The sequence below is a fragment of the Microbispora catharanthi genome, assembly GCF_006334915.2.
In the GTDB taxonomy this organism is placed as follows: domain Bacteria; phylum Actinomycetota; class Actinomycetes; order Streptosporangiales; family Streptosporangiaceae; genus Microbispora; species Microbispora catharanthi.
This window is the reverse complement of sequence record NZ_VDMA02000001.1, coordinates 581,877-601,351: the sequence shown is the minus strand read 5'-3', so window position 1 is coordinate 601,351 and position 19,475 is coordinate 581,877. Positions and strand designations below refer to the sequence as shown.

17 protein-coding genes and 2 pseudogenes are annotated in these 19,475 nt (G+C 70.4%); 5 read left to right on the top strand and 14 right to left on the bottom strand.

What is annotated here, in order from left to right; translation table 11 throughout:
• Nucleotides 1–3: 3 nt before the first annotated feature.
• The 3 genes from FH610_RS02810 to FH610_RS43510 are packed head-to-tail and all read right to left on the bottom strand — an operon-like array spanning nt 4 to nt 2,335.
• The gene (locus FH610_RS02810; RefSeq protein ID WP_139572588.1) at nt 4–699 is read right to left on the bottom strand and encodes an ABC transporter ATP-binding protein; all 696 of its coding nucleotides are present in this window, start codon (nt 697–699) and stop codon (nt 4–6) included.
• Nucleotides 696–1,808: a peptidoglycan-binding protein gene (locus FH610_RS02805; protein ID WP_205825487.1), complete on the bottom strand. Its 1,113-nt coding sequence runs from the start codon at nt 1,806–1,808 to the stop codon at nt 696–698. The genes FH610_RS02810 and FH610_RS02805 overlap by 4 nt, the downstream gene beginning before the upstream one ends.
• Nucleotides 1,805–2,335: a hypothetical protein gene (locus tag FH610_RS43510; RefSeq protein ID WP_205825486.1), complete on the bottom strand. Its 531-nt coding sequence runs from the start codon at nt 2,333–2,335 to the stop codon at nt 1,805–1,807. The genes FH610_RS02805 and FH610_RS43510 overlap by 4 nt, the downstream gene beginning before the upstream one ends.
• A 121-nt stretch (nt 2,336–2,456) precedes the next feature.
• On the opposite strand from FH610_RS43510, the gene FH610_RS02800 reads away from it, so the two are divergent.
• On the top strand, nt 2,457–3,107 hold the full coding sequence (locus FH610_RS02800; RefSeq protein ID WP_139572587.1) for a response regulator transcription factor: 651 nt from the start codon (nt 2,457–2,459) through the stop codon (nt 3,105–3,107).
• Nucleotides 3,104–4,330, top strand: a complete 1,227-nt coding sequence (locus FH610_RS02795; protein ID WP_139572586.1) for a sensor histidine kinase — start codon at nt 3,104–3,106, stop codon at nt 4,328–4,330. Before FH610_RS02800 ends, FH610_RS02795 begins: the two co-directional genes overlap by 4 nt.
• Nucleotides 4,331–4,386: 56 nt before the next feature.
• On the opposite strand, the pseudogene FH610_RS02790 reads toward FH610_RS02795, so the two are convergent.
• The 6 genes and pseudogenes from FH610_RS02790 to FH610_RS02765 form a co-directional block, all read right to left on the bottom strand.
• A pseudogene (locus FH610_RS02790) lies at nt 4,387–4,803 on the bottom strand (IS701 family transposase); the annotation flags it as partial.
• An 840-nt stretch (nt 4,804–5,643) separates the two neighbouring features.
• Nucleotides 5,644–7,224, bottom strand: a complete 1,581-nt coding sequence (locus FH610_RS02785; RefSeq protein WP_240808710.1) for an FAD-dependent monooxygenase — start codon at nt 7,222–7,224, stop codon at nt 5,644–5,646.
• A gap of 12 nt (nt 7,225–7,236) precedes the next feature.
• Nucleotides 7,237–8,130: an RNA polymerase sigma-70 factor gene (locus FH610_RS02780; protein ID WP_139572584.1), complete on the bottom strand. Its 894-nt coding sequence runs from the start codon at nt 8,128–8,130 to the stop codon at nt 7,237–7,239.
• Nucleotides 8,127–9,296 (bottom strand): NAD(P)/FAD-dependent oxidoreductase, encoded by a 1,170-nt coding sequence (locus FH610_RS02775; RefSeq protein ID WP_139572583.1) that lies wholly within the window; start codon nt 9,294–9,296, stop codon nt 8,127–8,129. The genes FH610_RS02780 and FH610_RS02775 overlap by 4 nt, the downstream gene beginning before the upstream one ends.
• A gap of 76 nt (nt 9,297–9,372) precedes the next feature.
• On the bottom strand, nt 9,373–9,588 hold the full coding sequence (locus tag FH610_RS02770) for a helix-turn-helix domain-containing protein (RefSeq protein ID WP_139572582.1): 216 nt from the start codon (nt 9,586–9,588) through the stop codon (nt 9,373–9,375).
• Between the two features lie 2 nt (nt 9,589–9,590).
• Nucleotides 9,591–10,356: pseudogene (locus FH610_RS02765) on the bottom strand (IS701 family transposase); the annotation flags it as partial.
• 188 nt (nt 10,357–10,544) lie between these two features.
• Between FH610_RS02765 and FH610_RS02760 the strand changes: the two are divergent.
• Complete coding sequence (locus FH610_RS02760) at nt 10,545–10,949, top strand: type II toxin-antitoxin system PemK/MazF family toxin (RefSeq protein WP_139572581.1); 405 nt, start codon at nt 10,545–10,547, stop codon at nt 10,947–10,949.
• Nucleotides 10,950–11,505: 556 nt separating this feature from the next.
• On the opposite strand, the gene FH610_RS02755 is transcribed toward FH610_RS02760, so the two are convergent.
• On the bottom strand, nt 11,506–13,941 hold the full coding sequence (locus tag FH610_RS02755; protein ID WP_139572580.1) for an ABC transporter permease: 2,436 nt from the start codon (nt 13,939–13,941) through the stop codon (nt 11,506–11,508).
• Nucleotides 13,938–14,705, bottom strand: a complete 768-nt coding sequence (locus FH610_RS02750; RefSeq protein WP_139572579.1) for an ABC transporter ATP-binding protein — start codon at nt 14,703–14,705, stop codon at nt 13,938–13,940. The genes FH610_RS02755 and FH610_RS02750 overlap by 4 nt, the downstream gene beginning before the upstream one ends.
• Before the next feature lie 153 nt (nt 14,706–14,858).
• Here FH610_RS02750 and FH610_RS02745 point away from each other — a divergent pair, with 153 nt between their 5' ends.
• Together FH610_RS02745 and FH610_RS02740 are read left to right on the top strand one after the other, a co-directional pair.
• Nucleotides 14,859–15,443: a TetR/AcrR family transcriptional regulator gene (locus FH610_RS02745; RefSeq protein ID WP_139572578.1), complete on the top strand. Its 585-nt coding sequence runs from the start codon at nt 14,859–14,861 to the stop codon at nt 15,441–15,443.
• A gap of 249 nt (nt 15,444–15,692) precedes the next feature.
• Nucleotides 15,693–16,889 carry a coiled-coil domain-containing protein gene (locus FH610_RS02740; RefSeq protein WP_139572577.1) on the top strand — a complete coding sequence of 399 codons (1,197 nt, stop codon included), beginning with the start codon at nt 15,693–15,695 and terminating at the stop codon, nt 16,887–16,889.
• Between the two features lie 284 nt (nt 16,890–17,173).
• Here the strand turns inward: FH610_RS02740 and FH610_RS02735 are convergent, their stop codons facing one another.
• From FH610_RS02735 to FH610_RS02725, 3 genes are all read right to left on the bottom strand, one after another.
• The gene (locus FH610_RS02735; RefSeq protein WP_139572576.1) at nt 17,174–17,995 is read right to left on the bottom strand and encodes an alpha/beta fold hydrolase; all 822 of its coding nucleotides are present in this window, start codon (nt 17,993–17,995) and stop codon (nt 17,174–17,176) included.
• A 19-nt stretch (nt 17,996–18,014) separates the two neighbouring features.
• A complete protein-coding gene (locus FH610_RS02730; RefSeq protein ID WP_139572575.1) occupies nt 18,015–18,584 on the bottom strand; it encodes a DJ-1/PfpI family protein in 570 nt (189 codons plus the stop codon).
• A gap of 87 nt (nt 18,585–18,671) precedes the next feature.
• On the bottom strand, nt 18,672–19,415 hold the full coding sequence (locus FH610_RS02725; RefSeq protein WP_139572574.1) for a GntR family transcriptional regulator: 744 nt from the start codon (nt 19,413–19,415) through the stop codon (nt 18,672–18,674).
• Nucleotides 19,416–19,475 lie beyond the last annotated feature (60 nt).

The following is a 19,475-nucleotide window of genomic DNA, read 5'->3' as shown; positions in this document are numbered from 1 at the left end:
CGGTCACCACCGGGCCACCTGCGCCTCCCCCTGCGTCGCCCTGCCGTGGGCGACCACCCGGCCGTCGCGCATGTGCACCTGGCGGTCGAGCCCGGCCGCGACCTCCCGGTCGTGCGTGATGACCACGAGCGTCGTGCCGGCGGTGTGCAACTCCCGCAGCAGGGCCATGACGCCCTCGCCCGAGGCGGAGTCGAGGTTGCCGGTCGGCTCGTCGGCGAGCAGCAGCGCCGGGCCGCCGACCACCGCCCGGGCGATCGCCACCCGCTGCCTCTCGCCGCCGGACAGCTCGTGCGGCTCGTGGTCGAGCCGGTGCCCGAGCCCGACCCGCTCCAGCGTCGCCTCGGCCCGCCGCCGCCGCTCGGCAAGACCGACCCCGGCATAGAGCAGACCGTCGGCCACGTTGTCCAGGGCCGGTACACCCGAGGCCAGGTGGAACTGCTGGAACACGAAGCCGATCCTGGTCGCGCGCAGGGCCGACAGCTGCCGGTCCGACAGCCGCGACACGTCGTGGCCGTCGACCACCACCCGGCCGGAGGTGGGCCGGTCCAGCGTGCCCAGCATCTGCAACATGGTGGATTTGCCCGAGCCGGACGGGCCGACCACCGCGACCAACTCGCCGGCGCCGATATCCAGGGTCACGCCGTCGAGCGCACGGACGCCCCCGGGGTACACCTTCGTCACGTCGGTCAGCTCGATCACCGCGGCATCCCCACAGTCGTACCCTCCTTCAGCCCGTCGCCGGTGATCTCGACCCGGCCGTTCGCGAACAGGCCTGTCGTCACCCTGACGTAGCGGGTGGTGGATCCCTCGACGACCTCGACGCCGTACCCGCCCTCGGCCAGCGCCACCAGCGCCGCGACGGGCACGGTGAGCACGTCCTTGCGCTCGGCCGCGCGGAAGATCACGGTGACCACGGCGGCCTCGATCCCCGCGGCCGCCCTGGAGCCGCCCAGCGGGATGACGGCCTCGATCAGGGTCTCCGCCTGGCCGCCCGGGTCGGCCGGCTGCTCGACCACCGTATGGATCCCTGCCACCCGACCGGTGACCTTCTTCCCGTTGGGCATCCGGACCTGCACCTTGACCCCCTTCCGGGCCAGCCGTTGCCTGGATACCTCGAGCCTGGCGGTCACCTGACGGCTGGTCCCGGTGTATCGCAGCACCTCCTGCCCGCCGCCGGTGGACCGGTTCGCCCCGGCCGTGACCGTGTCGATCCGGATCCTCCCCGGAGCGAAAACCACCCGTCCCTGCTCGACCTGGCCGGTCTGCGGCAGGCCCATGTGCCGCTGCCACTGCCTCACCGCGGTAGCGGTGAGCCACGTGTACGTGTCGTCCACCGGGAACCCGGCGTAGCCGAGCGCCTTCAGGTTGCGTTCGAGCTGCCGTACGTCCGCGCCCTTGTCGCCTGGGCCGAGCGTCCGATACGCGGCGACGGTGCCGTACATCAGCACGACTGGCTTGTCGTCCACCCGGTAGATCGTTCGGCCCCGGCGGACGACGGCGCCGGGCAGCGGCACCTTGGTGATGACACCCTGGATCCGGCCGGCCAGCGTGGTCGTGGCGCCGTAGCCCAGATCGCCGGACACCTCTTCCGTGTCCAGCATCGTCTGCCGGGTCACTTGAGCGGTGGCCGGCGGCAGGTTCGACACGGCAGGCGTATCCGTGCCGCCCCCGCCGAACCCGATCGCGGCCGCGGCCGCCGTTCCCGCCGCGAGCACGACCGCACCGGCTGCCGCGACGGCCCGCCCGCGCCGCCGCCGGCGAACGGGGGGCCGGTCCTCCGCCACCCTGTCGGCCAAGGGAGCGCTCACGACGGGCTCGGCCGCAACGACGCCGACGCCGCATCGATCTGCGCGTCGCAGGTCTTCCTCGCCTCGCGGTACTGCGGGTCCTGCCCGACCTCCGGGCCGGTCTGGGTAGGGCCATCCGGGTTCGGGTCGGGGAACTTCTCCACTCCCTGCTCCCGCATACACCGCGCGAACCGGCGCGCCAACTCGTCCTTCAGCGCCATCCCGGGGCCGGTCTCCCTGGGTGGGCGGTACTGCTTGCACGCCTCTTCCGCCGCGGCCACTTTGCGCATGTCGACGGAATCCTTGTCGTACGTTCCTGCTCTGACGTTGTCTCCTTCGACCTCCGGGTCGGTCATCGGCACGCCTTCTTTCCGCATGCACTGCGAGTACCTGAGGAACTGGTCCATCCGGCTGAGGCTCTGCGAAGCGCTCGGCCTGGTGGAGCCGTCCACCGAGGCCACGCCCTTGCCGTCGGCCGCATTGGTGCAGGCGGCCGCCGTGACCAGCAAGAGCGGTGGCAGGCAGACGACCAGGAATCCGGTTCTCATCGGCGATCTCCTCTGGTTCGGTCAGCCCAGTGGAGCAGGACGCCCGCATCGGCACTGTTACCGTCCGTGTAACACCGGTGTAATGCCCGATCACCGAGACTGCCGGCTAAGGAGGTTCGCGGTGCGGGTGCTGCTCATCGAGGACGAGGTGCTGCTCGCCGAACAGGTCGCCGACGGGCTACGGGACCAGGGCATGGCGGTGGACCTCGCGGCCGACGGGCTCGACGGCCTGCACAAGGCCGGGGCGAACCGCTACGACGTGGTCGTGCTCGACCGCGACCTGCCGCTCGTCCATGGCGACCAGGTGTGCACCGCGCTGGCCGCGGGCGGCGGCGATGCCCGGATTCTCATGCTCACCGCGGCGGGTGAGGCGGCGGACCGGGTCGCCGGCCTGACCCTCGGCGCCGACGACTACCTGCCCAAGCCATTCGTCTTCGACGAGCTGGTGTTGCGGATCCGCGCGCTGGCCCGGCGGGCCAACAACGCCCCTCGCGTTCTGCGGCGCGCCGGGCTGACGTTCGACACCGCGCGGCGGGTCGTCACCCGCGACGGCCGCGTCATCCCGCTGACCACGAAGGAAATGGCCGTGCTGGAGATCCTGATGGGCGCCGACGGCGCCGTCGTCAGCGCCGAGGACCTGCTGGAACGGGCATGGGACGAGCACGCGGACCCGTTCACCGCCACCGTCCGGGTCACCATCGCCAGAATGCGCCGCAAGCTGGGCGACCCGCCGCTGATCGAGACCGTCGTCGGCGCGGGGTACCGGCTGTGAGGCCACGTGGGAAGCACCCGTCCATCCGGCTGCGGCTGACCCTTGTGTACACGGTCGTGCTCGTGACCACCTGCGCGGCGCTCCTCGCACTCAACTACGCGCTGCTGTACCAGAGCCTCTACACCGACATGAGCGGCCAGATCCGGGCCAAGATGGAAGCGGCTGCCGGCGCTGAGCCGAGACGAGAGCCGCCGTTGTCGCCGGACATACAGAAGCAGCAGTACATCCGGATGGAGCAGGCCGTGATCCCCCAGTTGCGCGCCAACACGCTGCTGAGCACCGCCAGAACCTCGGCGATCGGGCTGGCGATCACCGGCATGCTCGGACTCGGTATCTGCTGGGTCGTCGCAGGCCGCATGCTGCGGCCGCTGCGAACACTCACCGCCGCCGCCCGGCGGATCTCCCAGGACCGGCTGCACGAGCGTGTCGCGCTCACCCGGCCACGGGACGAGCTCAAGGAGCTGGCCGACACCTTCGACGAGATGGTGGCCCGGCTGGAGACCTCCTTCAACAGCCAGCGAAGGTTCGTCGCCGACGCCTCGCACGAGCTGCGTACGCCCCTCGCGATCGTCCGTACCGGCGCCGAGGTGCTGCTGGCCAAGCGGGAGAGCGACATCGCCCAGTGGGAGGCCATGGGCCGGCGCGTGCTCACCGCGACCGGCCGCGCAGAACGCCTGGTGGACGGCCTGCTGGCACTGGCCCGCAGTGACAGCGGCGTCATCGCGCACGAGGCGCACGATCTGGCCGTCGCAACAGCCCGTGCGCTGAGCGAGGCGGACGAAGAAGCCACGACCGGCGGCCTGTCGATGACCACCGACCTTCGCTCCGCCCCGGTCGTCGGCGACCCGGTCCTGCTCGATCGCCTGGTACGCAACCTGGTGGACAATGCGATCCGGCACAATCGCCAGGGCGGCTGGGTCGACGTGACGACCGGCGGCGGCGACGGCTACGCCCGCGTCAGCGTCCGCAACAGCGGTGAGGCGATCCCCCCGACGGAAGTGGACCGGTTGTTCGAGCCGTTCCAACGGCTGTCGTCCGGCCGCGCCGCGGGCTCCAGATCGACGGGTCTGGGCCTCGCCATCGTCCGTTCCATCGTGCGCGCGCATGACGGCGCGGTCACGGCGGCTCCGAACGCCGAGGGCGGATTGACCGTCACCGTCACGCTGCCGACCGGAGTCGTCCTGCCGCCGGACACTCTCGCCGGCCCACGCCTACTGATGTGACAGAGCTCTACCTCAGCGATACCAGTGCCTAGTACTCCAGCCGTAGATCGTGATCTTCAGGTCTGATTCGCGGCTTGTCGGCGGTAATGGCTGGCCTGGGCTCGGGCCTGATGGCGGCGTCGCCAGTCGGACCAGCCGAGCCGGTGGGCTGCACCGTGCACGGGCCGAACGACGAGCGTGGTGAATAGTCGCTGGATCTCGTTGCAGGTGAGCGGGATCAGCCCGTCCGGGGCGGAATGGCGGGCGTGTTCGTCAGCGGGGACGACGGCGAGAAAGGCGTGGGCGAGCATGATCAGGGTGACCCAGCGAGACCACGAGGTGAAACGGCGGACCTGGTGCTCGTCCAGTCCGGCCAGGCCTTTCCGGACTGGAAGGTCTCCTCCACCCGCCATCTCGACCCGGCGACCCGGCGACCCGGCGACCCGCACCAGCGTGGCCAAAGGCACCGCAGCCGGCGACCAGCAACGGTAGTAGGGGTGCCGGTAAGAACCGTGTCATGAGCCCCAAACGGCGTTGATCTTGTCGTGACTTGCCTGGCCGATGCTGGGCGGGCATACGCACCCCCCATGCACATCGACGAGACGGGGTGGCTGGCCGAGAACGTCGCGCACGCCGAGCGACGTCCCGAGCGGGTGCGGGAAGAGCTACTGAAGCATCTACGGGAGGAGAGGATCGAGCCGCCCACGGCCGGGCGGACCTCCCGGATCGTCGCCTCGGCGCTGCACAACGCGGAAGTCACATGGTCCCTGCGGATCTCCTCCCGGTTGAACGGCGAAACCACTCAACGCATCTGCGGCCTGGTCGACTTTGACAAGGAGCGCAACGCTGTGAGGGAGGAGTCGGGTGACGACGACCAGTCGTCGGCCGACGATGACGACGACTTCGCCTTGCTGGCCTTCATCAAGTCGGCGCCGGGCAACGTGAGCCTGGAGTCGATGATGACCGAGATTCGCGAGCTCACCGCGGTCCGCTCGATCGAGCTCTCCCTTGGATTGTTCGCCGACGTGCCGCCCAAGGTGTTGGCGGCCTGGAGGACTCGCGCCGCAGTGGAGGCGCCCTCGCACATGCGCACGCACCCGCGTGAACTCACGGTTCTGCTGCTGGCCGCGCTCATCCACGAGCGGGAACGCGAGATCACTGACACGCTGGTCGAGTGCCTCCTTCGATGCACGTCAACAGGTCGGGTCCGTGCGGCCCGACGAATTCCGTTCATTGTGGTGATCACAAGGACCTCTCTCTTCTATCGCTCTCTAGGCGTGCTGCGTGATCACCGTCGGGACAACGCCAGGTCAAGCACCACGCCATTACTGGCGCTAATCACTCGAAAGGCGCATGTGCTGAGCTTGGGGATGCCCTTGGAGACATGCCATCCTTCTGTCGATCCTTCCTCCCTCGCCGAGGCGCGCATCGCCGCCGCGCTCGACCATGGCAGAAGGCACCCCGGCGAACGCCGGCGGGCCGAGCCACGTGGTGAGGGCAGCCTGGAGAGCGTCGTAGTCCGGCCGCTCGCCGGCGCGGGTGATCCAGGCGACGTGTCCATCGGGGCGGATGAGAACGGCGCCCAGGTCGGAGCCCTCGATGGAGCGGGCGCGGACGAGATCGACTCGGTCCGCCCACCCGGTCACGACGCTGTCGAGCGATGGCAGACCGCCAAGATCCAGCAGAACCGCATGGGCGTGGTGCAGGAGCTCGTAGACGCGGCCGCGGTCGAGGTCGAGATCCGGGATCCGGCGGCCGAGCAGGTCGTCGGTCCCCTCCATCGGGTACTGGAGGTCGGTTGCCGTGATCATGCCGGCCAGGCGCGACCGTACCTCGTCGATGCCGATGAGATCGTCCAGCACCTCGCGCAGCGCGGAGGTGTGCTCGTCCACCCGCCAAAGGGCGGTCTGGGCGCGAGTGTTGTGCAGGACGCGGGCGGCGACCGGGTGGCGTTCGGCGTGGTAGGTGTCGAGCAGCCGGTCCGGGGCCTGGCCGCGGACGACGGCGGCGAGCTTCCAGCCGAGGTTGACCGCGTCCTGCACGCCGGTGTTCAGGCCCTGACCGCCCGCCGGGAAGTGGATGTGCGCGGCGTCACCGGCCAGAAGAACCCGGCCCACGCGGTAACGGTCGGCCTGGCGTGCCGCGTCGCCGTGCCGGGACAGCCAGCGCGGTGAGTGCATACCGAAGTCCGTCCCGGCGATCTTGAGCATCGCCTTGCGCAGTGTCTCCAGGGTCACCGGTTCGTCCCGGCCGGCAACGTGATCGAACTCGTTGGTCAGCACCCGGTACCAGCCCGGACCGTACGACAGCACCGAGAATCTGCCGTGCTCGCGCCGCTCCTGGAAGATGTCGGCCGCGGGCGGCTCGGCGAGCTCGACGTCGCCGAGCATCGCGGTCATCGTGGCCGGGGTGCCGGGGAAGGCGATCCCGGCCAACCCGCGCACGGTGCTGCGGCCCCCGTCGCAGCCGACGAGGTAGTCCGCCCGGACGCGCGACCCGTCCGCGAACTCCACCGTGACACCCGTTTCGTCCTGGGTGAACCCCGTCACCTCGGCGCCACGGCGCAGCCGTACCCCCAGCTGCGCCGCGCGCTGCTCCAGTTGCCGTTGCACCTCGGCCTGCAAGATGAACAGGGCGTACGGATATCGCGTCGCCATATCGGACAGGTCGAGACTGAGTCCGGAGAAGTGCACGTGCTGCCGCGGCTGTCCGCGCTCGAGGAACCCGTCGAGCAGACCCCGCTGGTCGAGCGTCTCCATCGTGCGGATGTGCAGGGCTCCGGCCCGCGATTCCACCGTTCGAGGCTCCGGGAGCCGCTCGAGCACGAGCACATCGATCCCGGCGAGTCTCAGCTCGCACGCGAGCATCAGTCCGGTCGGCCCCGCCCCAGCGATCACTACCTGTGAATTGATCACGATCATCCTTCTCTACCGGCCGATCTGACGCGGTGTCGTCAGGGCGAGGAGTTTGTCCGGGTTGCGGACGACGTAGAAGTTGGTGATCTTCTCATCGTCGATCTCGAACAGGCAGACGGCCATCAGCTGATCGCCGTCGTAGGCGGCCAGCGCGGGCGCGTTGTTGCAGTTGACCATCTCGATCCGCAAGCCCGGCACCCGTCCCACCCGGAACAGTTCCATGGCCAGCGCGGCCACCTTCTGCGCGCCGACCACCGGCTGGCGTACCGCGGTGACCTTGCCGCCGCCGTCGGCGGTCCAGGTGGCGTCCGGCGCGAGCAGCGAGAGCAGCCCCTGCATGTCGCCGGTGGTCGCCGCGGACATGAACTGCTCGGTGATCCGCGTGGTCGTCCCGGCGTCGACGGGGTCGAATCGCTTACGCCGCGCCTGGACGTGCCCGCGGGCGCGGTGCGCCATCTGGCGCACCGTCACCGCGGACTTTCCCACCGCTGCGGCGATTTCGTCGTAGTCGAACCCGAACACCTCGCGCAGCACGAACACCGCACGCTCATCGGGGGTGAGCGTTTCGAGCAGCACCAGCATCGCCATCGACACCGACTCGGCGAGCACCACATCGGCGGACGCGTCGTCCTCGCTGAGCAGCAGCGGCTCGGGCAGCCAGGAGCCGATGTACTCCTCGCGGCGGCGCGTGCTGGCCCGCAGGGCGTTGAGCGCCTGGCGGGTCACCAGCCGCGCCAGGTACGACTTGGTGTCCCGCACCGTCGCGAGATCCACCTGGGCCCACCGCAGATAGCTGTCCTGCAGGACGTCGTCGGATTCGGTTGCCGAGCCGAGGATCTCGTAGACGATCGTGAACAGCAGTGGCCGCAGTACGGTGAACCGCTCGGCATGCTCGTCGGTGGTCATCGGGCCGCCGCCATCTGCTCGAGCCGCGGTCCCGGCTTGTACCACACGACGGTGCCCGGGTTGCGTGCCTCCATGCCGATGCCCATCACCGTCTTACGGCACTGCTCCTCCTTCATCTGCGCGCCCTCCTGCCCGTCGAAGTAGGTGTCCAAGGGAGTGTCATCCGCGCTGACGAGCTGCTTTATCCCGGCATGCCGGCCCAGGCTGATGAGCACCCCCTTGAAGCCCTGGTCGAGCACCGCCGGGGCGGTTCCCGCAATGCGGCTCAGCACAGTGTCGGCGGCCTGCACGCCAAGCGGTATCGCGGCCTGGCAGCTCATCCGCAGCGGCCGGCCCGACGGTGAACCGGCGTCACCCGCGGCGACGATGCGGTCGTCATCGACGCTGGCGAGCGTTTCGTCGGTGAGCAGCCGACCCAGCTCGTCCACGGGCAACCCGCTGGCCGCCGCCAGACCCGGCACGCCGAAACCGGCCGTCCAGATGGTGAGCGCGCTCTGCCGTACCGCTCCATCGGTGAGGACGACCGCGTTCTGACGGACCTCAGCCACCGCGGTCCCCTCCAGCACAGTGACATCGTTCTCCGACAGCCACGTCGCGACGGATCGGCGGCCAGGAGCGCTGAGGGTGGGTGCCAGGGTTCTCCCGGCGACCAGAGTGACCTTGCGCCCTTGCTCGGCCAGTTCCGCGGCGGTCTCGATACCGGTCAGCCCGCCGCCGACCACGGTGACCACGGCATTGGCCGGCAGCTCCGCCAGCCTGTCGCGCAGCCGCTGGGCGACCTCGAACTCGGCGATGGAGTAGGCGAATTCGGCCGCGCCCGGCACGGAGGAGGGGACCGCGCCGGTGCTGCCGACCGCGTAGATGACGTAGTCGTAATCCAGTGCGCGGCCCGACGCCAGCTTCACCGTCCGGGAAGCGGTGTCGATGCGAGTGGCGTTGTCGACCACCAACTCGATGCCGTCACCGAGCAGCGTGCCGTAGTCGACCGAAGCGTCGTAATTGCCTGCCACGAACTGGTGCAGCCGGATCCGCTCCACGAACGTCGGGCGGGAATTGACCAGGGTGATATCGATGTCGTCGCGCATACGCAGGTGGTTGGCCGCGACCGTGCCCGCGTAACCGCCACCGATGACCACGACCTTGTGGAATGCATTGTGTTCAGTCATGCCCTCAAGACACCGCGGACCGCAGTGACGTGACAGGACGCGACGTGACGTGCCTCACTCTGAGGGCGGAGTGGCGTCAGACGTTTTCGGGGTCTGAACCGCTCTCAAAGGCGCGGCGGAGGGTCCAGCGGGACACGCCGAGGCCTTTGGCAACAGATGTCTGGGTCTTGCCGGCGGCCAGGAGGATGCGGGCGTCGTCGAGTTGCTCGTCGTTGAGAGCACGGGGGCGGCCGCCGGTGCGGCCTCGGGCGCGTGCGGCGGCGAGGCCTTCATTGGTGCCTTGGACGATCATTCGTGCCCCTTGCCGCCGGCCCCTGCCGACAGCTTCAGCCAGGCCGACTTCGGCACCTTCACGGCCAGGGCATCCGCGCGGAACTTCCCCGCGCCCGTGGTGACTTCGGCCGAGCAAGCAACGGCGAGCACGTAGCCGACCTGGCGCTCTTCCAGCGCGGCCCGCAGCTTGGGGTTGCCGCCGTAGACCTCATCGCCCGCGACCCAGCCCACACGGTGCCCGGCGTCAAGGAACCGGCCGATCATGCGGGCGGCCAGCTCCGGCTCGGTCGCGAAGACGGTGTCCTCGCCCAGTCCCGCCGCCCGGCAGCGGTCCGGGTCGCACGTCCACGAGCGCGGGACGTACAGCTCGCGGTCAATCGCCGCGTGTCCGCGGCGGCCTGCACAGACGAGGTAGACAGCGACCTGAGCGTTTTCGATCCTCCCGGCCGTGCCGGTCTACTGGCGCTGGACACCCACGGTGTGCGTGCCCTTCTTCACGTCCCCGGTCTCATCGACGACCAGCACCGCATCGTCGTCGTGCAGATGTTCCAGCACGTACTCGCGCACGTCATCGCGCACGGTGTCGGCATCCCACTTAGCCCGGCCGAGCAGGTGCTGCATTCCATGTGGACCGGCCTGCCCGGCCCACTCGGCGAGGCTCCAGCAGTTCTTGCGCGGCAGGTCCGACAGCAGCCTCAACCCGCGCGAACCGGCCCGCTATCCGGGACATCAGGACCTCGAACGCCTCCTGCCAGCGGGCAGGGTCTACGCTGTGACTCGCGACCACCGCATGATCTTCAGTCTTCACACACCGATGATCAACGGTGGCCGCGCCCGTCTTCACCGCCCCTCGGTCACGACGTGCGAAGACGGGGCCGCATCCCTTCCGTGTCCCGCACGGGGCACGCACGGGGCACGCACGGGGCACGCACGGGGCACGCAGCGTTCGCCCGCCGTCTCGTGCCAGGAGGACACATGCAACGCGGTGAAGTCTGGTGGGTCGACTTCGATGAGCGACGCCCGGTCGTGCTGCTCTCGGACGAGGAGCCATCCGGGTTTCAGGCGATGCAGGTCGTCGCGCCAGCGGGCGTCGACATCAGCGGCCTGGGCGTTGAAGTGGCCGTAGGAGCCCCGGAAGGACTGCCCTTCGAAGGCGTGCTGCGGTTCGCGTTCCCGCGTCCAGGCTTTACTCCGTGCACATGGCTGACCACGGTGGCCCGGGACGACCTGATCGAGCGGGCGGGCGTGTTGTCCTCCGTGAAGCTCAGCGAGGTTGGAGAAGCCCTCCGTGCCGCTGGAGAGAGGAGGGAGTGGACCCCGATGACGGCTGCCAGGATCAGCGAGATCAAAGATGCCCGCCGTCTCGAAGGACTCGAGTAGCGGACGCCTGTGCTGCCCAGCTCGATCTCGTCGACGACTGACCGCTGCCCCCTCTCCACCGCACTCCAGCAACAAGATCACGATCTATGGCTGGAGTACTAGGTCCGCATCTACCGCGGTCAGGCGGGTGCGGAATGGGATCACATGGTTTCCGCCGGGCTTCGCGCGCGAGGTCGTAGCCGTTGTCGGCGATGTACACGCCGGTTCCCAGGATGCGGTGCGCACCGTCGGCGCGGACCTCGTCGCCTTCGGCACGCCCTTCCTCGTACGACGCGGCGATCCTCGACCGGTATGCCGCCGCGCTGGAGCGCTCGCCGCTGGCCGGCTCCAGCAGGACCAAGTACCACTCCCGTCGCCACCGGCGATAAGAGTGCCCTGGCCTGCGTGGATCGCCTTCATCGAAGCGGGAGCGCTCCAAGGGGGCGTCAGCCGTGCGGGTTGAGCGACCGCAACGAGCCGATGCCGTTGACAGTGAAGTGGATCGCCGCCATGAGCACGGCCACGCCGATCACAATCAGGATGATTTTCGTACGCAGTTTCACTTCTCTCTCTTCTCTCAAAGGGTGACGAGGGCGTTTCGGACGGTGAGACGTGAGGCGCGGCGGGCCGCGGCGGTCGCCGCCAGGGCGGCCCCGGCGAGCGCGAGCAGGCTCCACACAAGCAGGGCGGGGGCGTTGAACCGGAACGGCAGAGGCTGCCGGAACGCGTTGGCGCCGACGAAGTCGCCGAGCAGGCGGGTCAGCGGCAGCGCCGCGAGGGCCGCCACGGGGAGGCTGATGGCGGCGGTGAAACCGCCTTCGGCGACGACGATGCCGCGGACCACCGTCGAGGTTGCGCCGATTGCGTGCAGCACGCCGAATTCGCGGGTGCGTTCGGTGACCGCCGTGACCAGGCCGGCGGCCAGGCCCAGCAAGCCGACCAGGCCCATGACGACGCCCAGGCCGATCAGGGCGTCGGCGAGGACCAGGACGTGCCCGTCCAGGGCCGCACGCAGTTCGTCGGCCCGGAAGGACCGCTCGACGGCGACGCCGTCACCCTCCAGCGCGGCTTCGATCCGGTCGAGCACGGCCTGCCGGGCACCGGTGTCGTGACGTGCGGTGACGACTCGGAGCAGGCCGGCCTGGCCGGTCTCGCCCGTGACGGACGCGTACTGGCGGTCGGTGGTGTACGCCGTGGCCTGGGAGCCGAAGTCGGAGACGATCCCGGCGACCCGCCAGGTGGTGGGGCGCCCGTCGACGGTGAGGGACACGCGGTCGCCGATCCGGATCCCGGGGAGTTGCGCGGAGGCGAGATTGTTCAAGACCACCGTGCCGACATCGGCGGGGCGGAGCCAGCGGCCCTGCTCCACGGGCAGACGCAGCAGCGGTGTGGCGGCCGGCGGCGCGAGCATCGTGAAGCTGCCGTGGGCGTCGTCGGGGTAGACACGGGCGACGTCGACCCGCCCCGGTACGTGAACGGTGGTGCCGGCCCGGGCCCACGCCTCGGCGGCGACGACCCCGGGGACGCCGCGGGCGAGCTCGACGAGCCTGGCGGCGGGGGCCGGCCGGGCGAGCCGGATCTCCAGGTCGTCCGCGCGGTGGGCCGTCCCCTCCTGGACCAGCGCGTTCCAGCCCGTCGCCGTGTTGAGGCCGGTGAGGAACATCGCACCGGCCACGGCCAGCAGACCGACGTTGAGCACCAGGCGCCCCCGGCGGCGCAGCACGTTGCGCGTGGCCAGGGTGTGCAGCCGGCTCGGGCCGCCCAGTCGTGTCGTCAAACGGCCGTTCCAGGAGCGTGCCGGGGCATCGGCGTCGAGTCCATGATCGTCTATCGCCGCCCGTACGGTGATCCGGCTCCCGCGGACCAGCGGCATGAGCGCGACCAGCACGGGCACGAAGATCCCCGCGGTGATCTGTAGCGCGTACGCCCAGGGCGGGATGGCGAGCGAGAACAGATCCAGGTTCAGCAGCCGCGCGCCCTGTGCCGCGAGCGCCCGCCCCAGCGCGGCGCCGGTGGGAAGGGCGAGCGCGGTCGCGAGGACGGACAGTATCGCGGTGAGCGTCAGGTACAGAGCGAGGATCTGCCCGGTCCGGGCGCCGACCGCCTTCATGGCACCGATCTGGCGGATCTGGCCGGTCACCAGGCCGCCGAGCAGCGCCGCGACCAGAACCGAACTCAAGAGCAGGGCCGCCGCGCCGAAGGCGAGCAGCGTGAAGCCGACCATCTCCATCTGACCCTGGTGCGGGTGCTCCAGGGGGCGGGGGACCTCGATGCGGCTCACCGGGAAGCCCCGGGCCCGCAGGAGCGCGGCGACGCGCTGGACGTCCGTCTCGATGACGTCCCTGCTCCCGCTGGGCCCTGTCCGGTCGCCGATGACGACCTTCAGCTCGTCGGGGGCGGAGCGGACGCCGAGCCGGGCCAGCGTGGCGTCGGTCGTGTAGGCGTACGCGGTCTGCTCCTGATCGGCCGGGGCCACCCCGCCGTCGTGGGCGCTGCCGGTCACCGTGACGGACGCCGGGACGGTGCCGGGCACCTGGACGGTTATCGCCTGACCCACCTCGGCGTCCAGGAACGCCAGCGCGGTCCGCTCCAGCACCAGGCCGCCTGGTGGTGGAGGCCAGGCGCCCCGCTGCATCGTCACGCGGCTGATCCGCTGCGGATCGGCGGCGTGGCTGACGAACAGCAGCGACATCCGCCAGGGGCCGTTCCCGATCTTCAGCCGGGCCGGGAAGGAGGCGCGTGTCGTGGCGTCCAGCACGCCGGGCTGGGCTTTCACCGCCGCCAGCGTGGCCGCGTCGACTCCGCCGGGCACCCGCACGGTCGCCGAGGCGGGGCGGGTCTCAAGGTAGTTGCGCGAGATCTCCCGTCCGAGAATCGCCCGGGCGGACAAGAAGGCCCCCACGGCGGTGACGCTCAGCGCGATCGCCAGGGTCATCATGACCATCCGGGTTCTCGCCAGCCACATGTCCCGGAGGATCTTGCGTAGCAGCAGACGGCTCAGCGGCCACCTCATGAGACCCGGCCCTGCTCGGCCGGCTCGGGCGCGGTGGTCCCGCCGAACACCGTGACCCCGCTGGAGATGCCGGATGCGGCGGGCGCGCATGTCGGCCGGTCGTCGACGATACGGCCGTCGGCGAGCGTGACCTGCCGGGTGGCGAACCGGGACACGTCCCGTTCGTGTGTCACCATGACCACCGTCGTGCCGTCCCGGGTCAGGCCTCGGAACAGCTCCAGCACGGCGTCGCCGGTGGCCGAGTCCAGATTCCCCGTGGGCTCGTCCGCGAGCACCACGGGCGGCTCGTTGGCCAGTGCACGCGCGATCGCGGCCCGCTGCTGCTGCCCACCGGACAGCGCGGACGGCAGTTTGCCGCCCTGGTCCGCGATGCCCATGCGATCCAGGAGTTCCAGCGCCCGGGTCCGGCGGCCTCGGGACGGGCGGGTGCCGCACAGGTCCATCGGCAGCATCACGTTCTCCGCCACCGTCAGCGTCGGCAGCAGCTGGAAGAACTGGAAGACCAGCCCGATCGTCCGCCCGCGCCAGCTCGCGAGCGCCGATCCGCCCAGCCCGTGCACGGGCGTCCCGGCCACGGTGATCTCACCGGCGCTGAGGGTGTCGATACCGGCCAGCAGGTTCAGCAGGGTCGTCTTGCCGCTGCCTGAACGGCCGACCACGGTGACGAACTCTCCTGTGCCGATGTCCAGGTCGATTCCGGCCACCGCGGTGCACCGCCCCGACGGCAAGGGGTAACTCTTGACCACCCCACGTATTGAGATCACGGCCTCTCCTTGCTGAACTCGCTGTCCATTGATGGATATCTGTCCAGAAAGAGAGCTACAGTTCACGAGTGAGCCGGGGCAAGAATCAGTTCGCCCGCGAACATCCGCTACCGGACGCCCGGCGACCCGGCTGTCCAGAAACGGAGCGTGACGGTGGTCACATCACCGGAATCGGCGACAGATCGGCGGGTGCGCAGGACCCGGCGGGCGCTGCAGGAGGCGCTGCTCGCCCTCATGGCGGAGAAGGGTTACGACGCGGTCACGGTGGCCGATCTCATCGAGCGCGCTGACGTCGGCCGCTCCACGTTCTACAACCACTACGCGGACAAGGCCGATCTGCTCGACGACTGTCTGGACGGCCTGCGCGCCATGATCGGGCCCGGTCCGGCGCCCGACGCGGGGCGCGGCGTGCCCGACCGGCTGCTTGGATTCAGTCTGCCGTTCCTGCGCCACGCGGGGGAGCAGCGGCCTCTGGCGCGCGCCATGACCGACCGGGCCAAGGCGACGCCGCTGCTGGGCCACGTCGAACGGGTTCTCGTCGAGGCCATCCGCGCCGAGCTTCCCTCCGGAACGGCCGGGCCCGTCCCCGTCGAGGCCGTCCTGCACTACGTGGCCGGAACCTTTCTGGCGCTCCTCACGTGGTGGCTCAACGACGAGAAGACTCACCACACGCCCGAGCAGATCGACCAGATCTTCCGCGCCCTCGTCACCCCTGGCCTCCGGGCCGTCATCGGGTAGGACCTCCGCGTTCGCGATCGGGAAGCGCGAACCACACGGCGCCGGGCCGACGCCCTCATGGCGAAAGCCCAGGACAACGTGGTGGCAATTCGCATCAGGGAACCGGCCGGAGACGGGGGAGACCCGTCCGTTCGATAACTTGCGAGAATTACCCATCTCCCAAGTGATCCGAGCGATGTCGGCGCGCAACAGATGTCCTTTTCTGTTTTCTATTTCCAGAAATTCAGAAATTCGCTACGCTGGGCCGCCGTGACGACCTCCGTGACCATCACCGCGTGCAAGCACTGCGGCGCGCCCATCGAGCAGCCGGTGCGGCGGGGCAGGCCGCGGGAGTACTGCCCGGACGGCGACTGCCAGGCGGCGGCCAAGAGGGAGCGGGAGCTCCGCCGCGCCACACCGGGCCTGGAGGGCGCGCTGGCGCGCGTGGAAGACCTGTACGAGCGCATGGAGAAAGGCCTGGCGGCGGCGATCGAGCCGCTGGCGCAGGTGCTCGCCCAGGAGCTGAGCCCGGCGGGAGTCGAGGCGAAGCTGAGCGCGATCCAGGCCGAGGCGCACACGAGCGTCGCCATCGCCCGCGCCGAGCGCGAGCAGGCGCTGGAGCAGGTGCGGCTGGCCCGCGAGGCCGCCGAGGAGGCCCGGCGCGAGGCGGAGGAGGCCCGTCGCCGGATGGAGGAGGCCTACACCGAGCGGGACACCGCCTTCGCCGACGCGGAAACCGCCCGCGAGCAGGCCCTGGCCGCGCTGCGGGAGGCGGCGAGCACGGAACGCCGGGCCAGGCAGGAGGCCGACCAGGCCGCCCGCCGGGCCGAGATCGCCGAGGCCGCCCGCGAGCAGGCCGTACGCGAACTGGCCGACCGGGTGGACCAGGCCGCGGCCGAGGTCCGCCTCACCCGGGAGCAGGCGGAGCAGGCCGTTCAGGAACGCGACGAGGCGCGGGCCGACGCCCGGGCGGCGCGGGCGGAGGCGGAGCTGGCCCGCCGCGCGCATCGCGAGGCCGAGCAGTCCAGCGCCGCCGCGCTGGCCCGCGCCCAGGCGGCCGAGGCCGAACGCGACCGCGCGGTCGCGCGGGCGGAGGCCGAACGCGACCGGGCCGTGGCGCAGGCCCATGACGAGCGTGACCGGGTGCTGGCCAGGGCCGAGGCGGCGGAGGCGGCCCGCGAGCGGGCCGTCGCGGAGGCCGCCCGGCTGCGCGCGGAGGCGGCGCAGGCCGAGGCCCGCGCCGGCGCGGCTGACGCGGAGGCCGCCAGGGCGGAGCAGGACGCCCGGGCCGCCACGGCGGAGCGGGAGCGGATCCAGGCGGAGCTGTCGTTGGAACGAGCCCGGCTGGCCGACCTGCGCGCGCAGCTCGACGTGGCCCGGGCCGAGGCGGCCCAGCTGCGCGAACGCGCGGTCGCCGCCGAGCTGCGGCTGCGCCAGGAGGGTCCCGAGCCCCCGCCCGGGCCGTGACCGGGGTCGAGGAACCCAGGAACAGCCAGGCCGGGCGTGGCCCAGTTCAAGGACAGCGAGCTGCCCGCCGGCGCCGCGCGCGACCCTCGGTCTCATTCGATCTCTCGCCGGACGCGGCGAGCGGTCCGGTGCGGCACGAGGATGTCGATGCGACCATGTCGAGCGATGACCTCGGCCACTGCCTCGTCATGGCTCGGGTCTCGAGGAGGGCGCCGGCTTCTGCGCGGATCACGCCTGCTTCGTGCTGACCTGCTTCAGCACGGGCTGCGGACCTGTCGCGGCAATTACTGACCGCGTTCCCGGCCGAGGAAGCACGACAGGAGTCGCCTGAAGTCGTGCGGGTGCTCGAGCGCCGGCACGTGCCCGCATCGGCCGAGCACGTGCAGACGGACATCGGCCAGGTGTTCGAGCAGGGGCAGGGCTGCCGTCCCGAGCGGGGTGACTCGGTCCTCGGCGCCGTGGACGAGCAGCACGGGCGCGCGGATCCCTGCCAGCGTTTGCGCCGAGAGGGTGAGATCGTCGGCCCAACGTGCCCTAGGTGGAGGGAACAACGACGCGTACGCGGCCGCCCCCGCTTCCATCGCGGCTGCACGGGCGGCGACGGCCGACTCGGTCACGAGCGCTTGGTCGAGGACGAGGCGACTCAACATGTCTCGTGCCCCGACCGGGCCGGCGGGGGCGGCCCAGACCGCGTCGAGCTCGGCGGACAGCGGCGCCCCGGGGGCGCCCATCGTCGAGACCGCCACGACACGGGTGACCTGCTGGGGACGCGCGGCCGCCAACGCCAGCGCCACGGCACCGCCCATGGAGTGGCCCACCACGGCGTAGTGCTCGACACCGAGAGCATCCATCAGGCCCGCGGCCTGCTCCGTCCACAGCCGGAGCCCACCTCTGGAGCCCGCCGGGATCGGCGTACGGCCGAACCCCGCCTGGTCAGGAGCGACCAGGTGCCAGGACGTGCCCAGCGCCTGTGCGGTCGTCGCCCAGGCTCCGGATCCGGTCGTACCGGGTCCGGAGCCGTGCAGCATCAGCACCGCGGGCCCCGTGCCGCTCTCCATGACATGGACGGGAGAGCCGTCGACTGTGACGGTCCGAAGTGCCGTCACCGGGACAGGCCAGGTGTGCTCATGCCGATGCGGAGTTGACGGACTTCGAGAAGACCTCCATCATCACCCGGCCGAACTGCGGCATGTCGGGCCAGCCGCGGCAGGAGACGAGGTTTCCGTCCACGACGTCGGGAGCGTCGATGACCGTCGCGCCCGCGTTCTCCATGTCACCGGTGATGGGGGGGAAGCACGCCGTCTTCCGGCCCTTCAGCAGCCCGTAGACCGCCGGCACCTGCGCGCCGTGGCACACCAGCGCGATCGGGAGGTTGCGCGCGAAGAAGTGCTCGGTGATGCGCCTGACGTCGGCGTCGACCCGGATCCACTCGGGGGCACGTCCCCCAGGGATGATGAGGGCGTCATAGCGCTCGACGTCGACCTCGGCCCAGGGCACGTCGACCGGCAGCTTTCGGCCGTTCTTCTCCACGTAGGCGTCGGAGTTGGGGTCGAATTCGTGGATGACCAGCTGAACGTCACGCATCGTCCGTGACGAGACGTCGACGTCCCAGCCGCCCTCCTGCACGCGATAGTAGGGATACATGGTGTCGAGCTCCTCGGCGGCATCGCCGGTAAGGAGCAGTGCTCTAGGCACCTGCTTCTCCTCGCATCTGGGGCGGGTGAGGTGGATCCGATCCAATCCGATCCGATTGCGTCAGCATTCCTCGGCCCGGCCCGCCCGTCAAGCCTTTACCGCCATTCCGTCCGCTTCCTTGACATCGTCGAACAATCGGCGGAACCGCTCGCCGGACAGCAGGATGTGCCGGCGCATGGCGTAAGCGGCGGCGTCGGGGTCACGCGCGGCGATCGCGGCCACGACTTCTTCGTGCTCGGCCATGGCCAGGTGAGTGACCTGGGTGTCGTGGAGAAGCCGGAACAGGTGCACGTGCGTGTGCAGGCGAGCGAGCGCTTCGCGGATGACCTGGTTCTCCGCGCTCAGGGCGACGAGATCGTGAAAAGCGGCGTCGCGTAGCCCGAAGGCGCCATAGGCCATGAGCCCGTTGCCCCCCTCCAGCTCCGCCATCTCCTCCAGCATTCGTCGCAGACCGGCCACCTGCTTCGAGGATGCGCGTTCGGCGGATCTGCGCGCCGCTGCCGGCTCGAGGAGCAGGCGGAGCTCAAGCATGTCCTCGAATCGGTGACGGGTGATCTGAGGGGGAATGCGATAGCCGGCATGGGGCACACGCACGACCAGGCCCTCGGCCTCCATGCGGTTGAGAGCGTCTCGGATGGGCGTCTGCGAGACCCCCAGCTCTCGCGCCAGGACGTCGATCGTGACGCGGGAGCCAGGCTCGATCCGTAGCGACATCAGCTGTCCGAGCAGCGTGTCGTACACCTCGTCGGCAAGCCGGCCGCGAGATCTTCGCGGCGGCGTTCCGCCCGTCATCGCCCCACGGCGCCGCGCGCTCATCGCTTCGTCGTCCATCTTGACGTGAGGTCCTTTCTTACGTTTTCGGGAGCCTGTTGCCATCGGTCGCAACGCTGC

Coding starts and splice junctions, on each gene's coding strand:
- FH610_RS43510 (WP_205825486.1), bottom strand. CDS start 2,335: ATGAGAACCGGATTCCTGGTCGTCTGCCTGCCACCGCTCTTGCTGGTC.
- FH610_RS02780 (WP_139572584.1), bottom strand. CDS start 8,130: ATGACCACCGACGAGCATGCCGAGCGGTTCACCGTACTGCGGCCACTG.
- FH610_RS02775 (WP_139572583.1), bottom strand. CDS start 9,296: ATGACTGAACACAATGCATTCCACAAGGTCGTGGTCATCGGTGGCGGT.
- FH610_RS02770 (WP_139572582.1), bottom strand. CDS start 9,588: ATGATCGTCCAAGGCACCAATGAAGGCCTCGCCGCCGCACGCGCCCGA.
- FH610_RS02760 (WP_139572581.1), top strand. CDS start 10,545: ATGCAACGCGGTGAAGTCTGGTGGGTCGACTTCGATGAGCGACGCCCG.
- FH610_RS02755 (WP_139572580.1), bottom strand. CDS start 13,941: ATGAGGTGGCCGCTGAGCCGTCTGCTGCTACGCAAGATCCTCCGGGAC.
- FH610_RS02725 (WP_139572574.1), bottom strand. CDS start 19,415: ATGGACGACGAAGCGATGAGCGCGCGGCGCCGTGGGGCGATGACGGGC.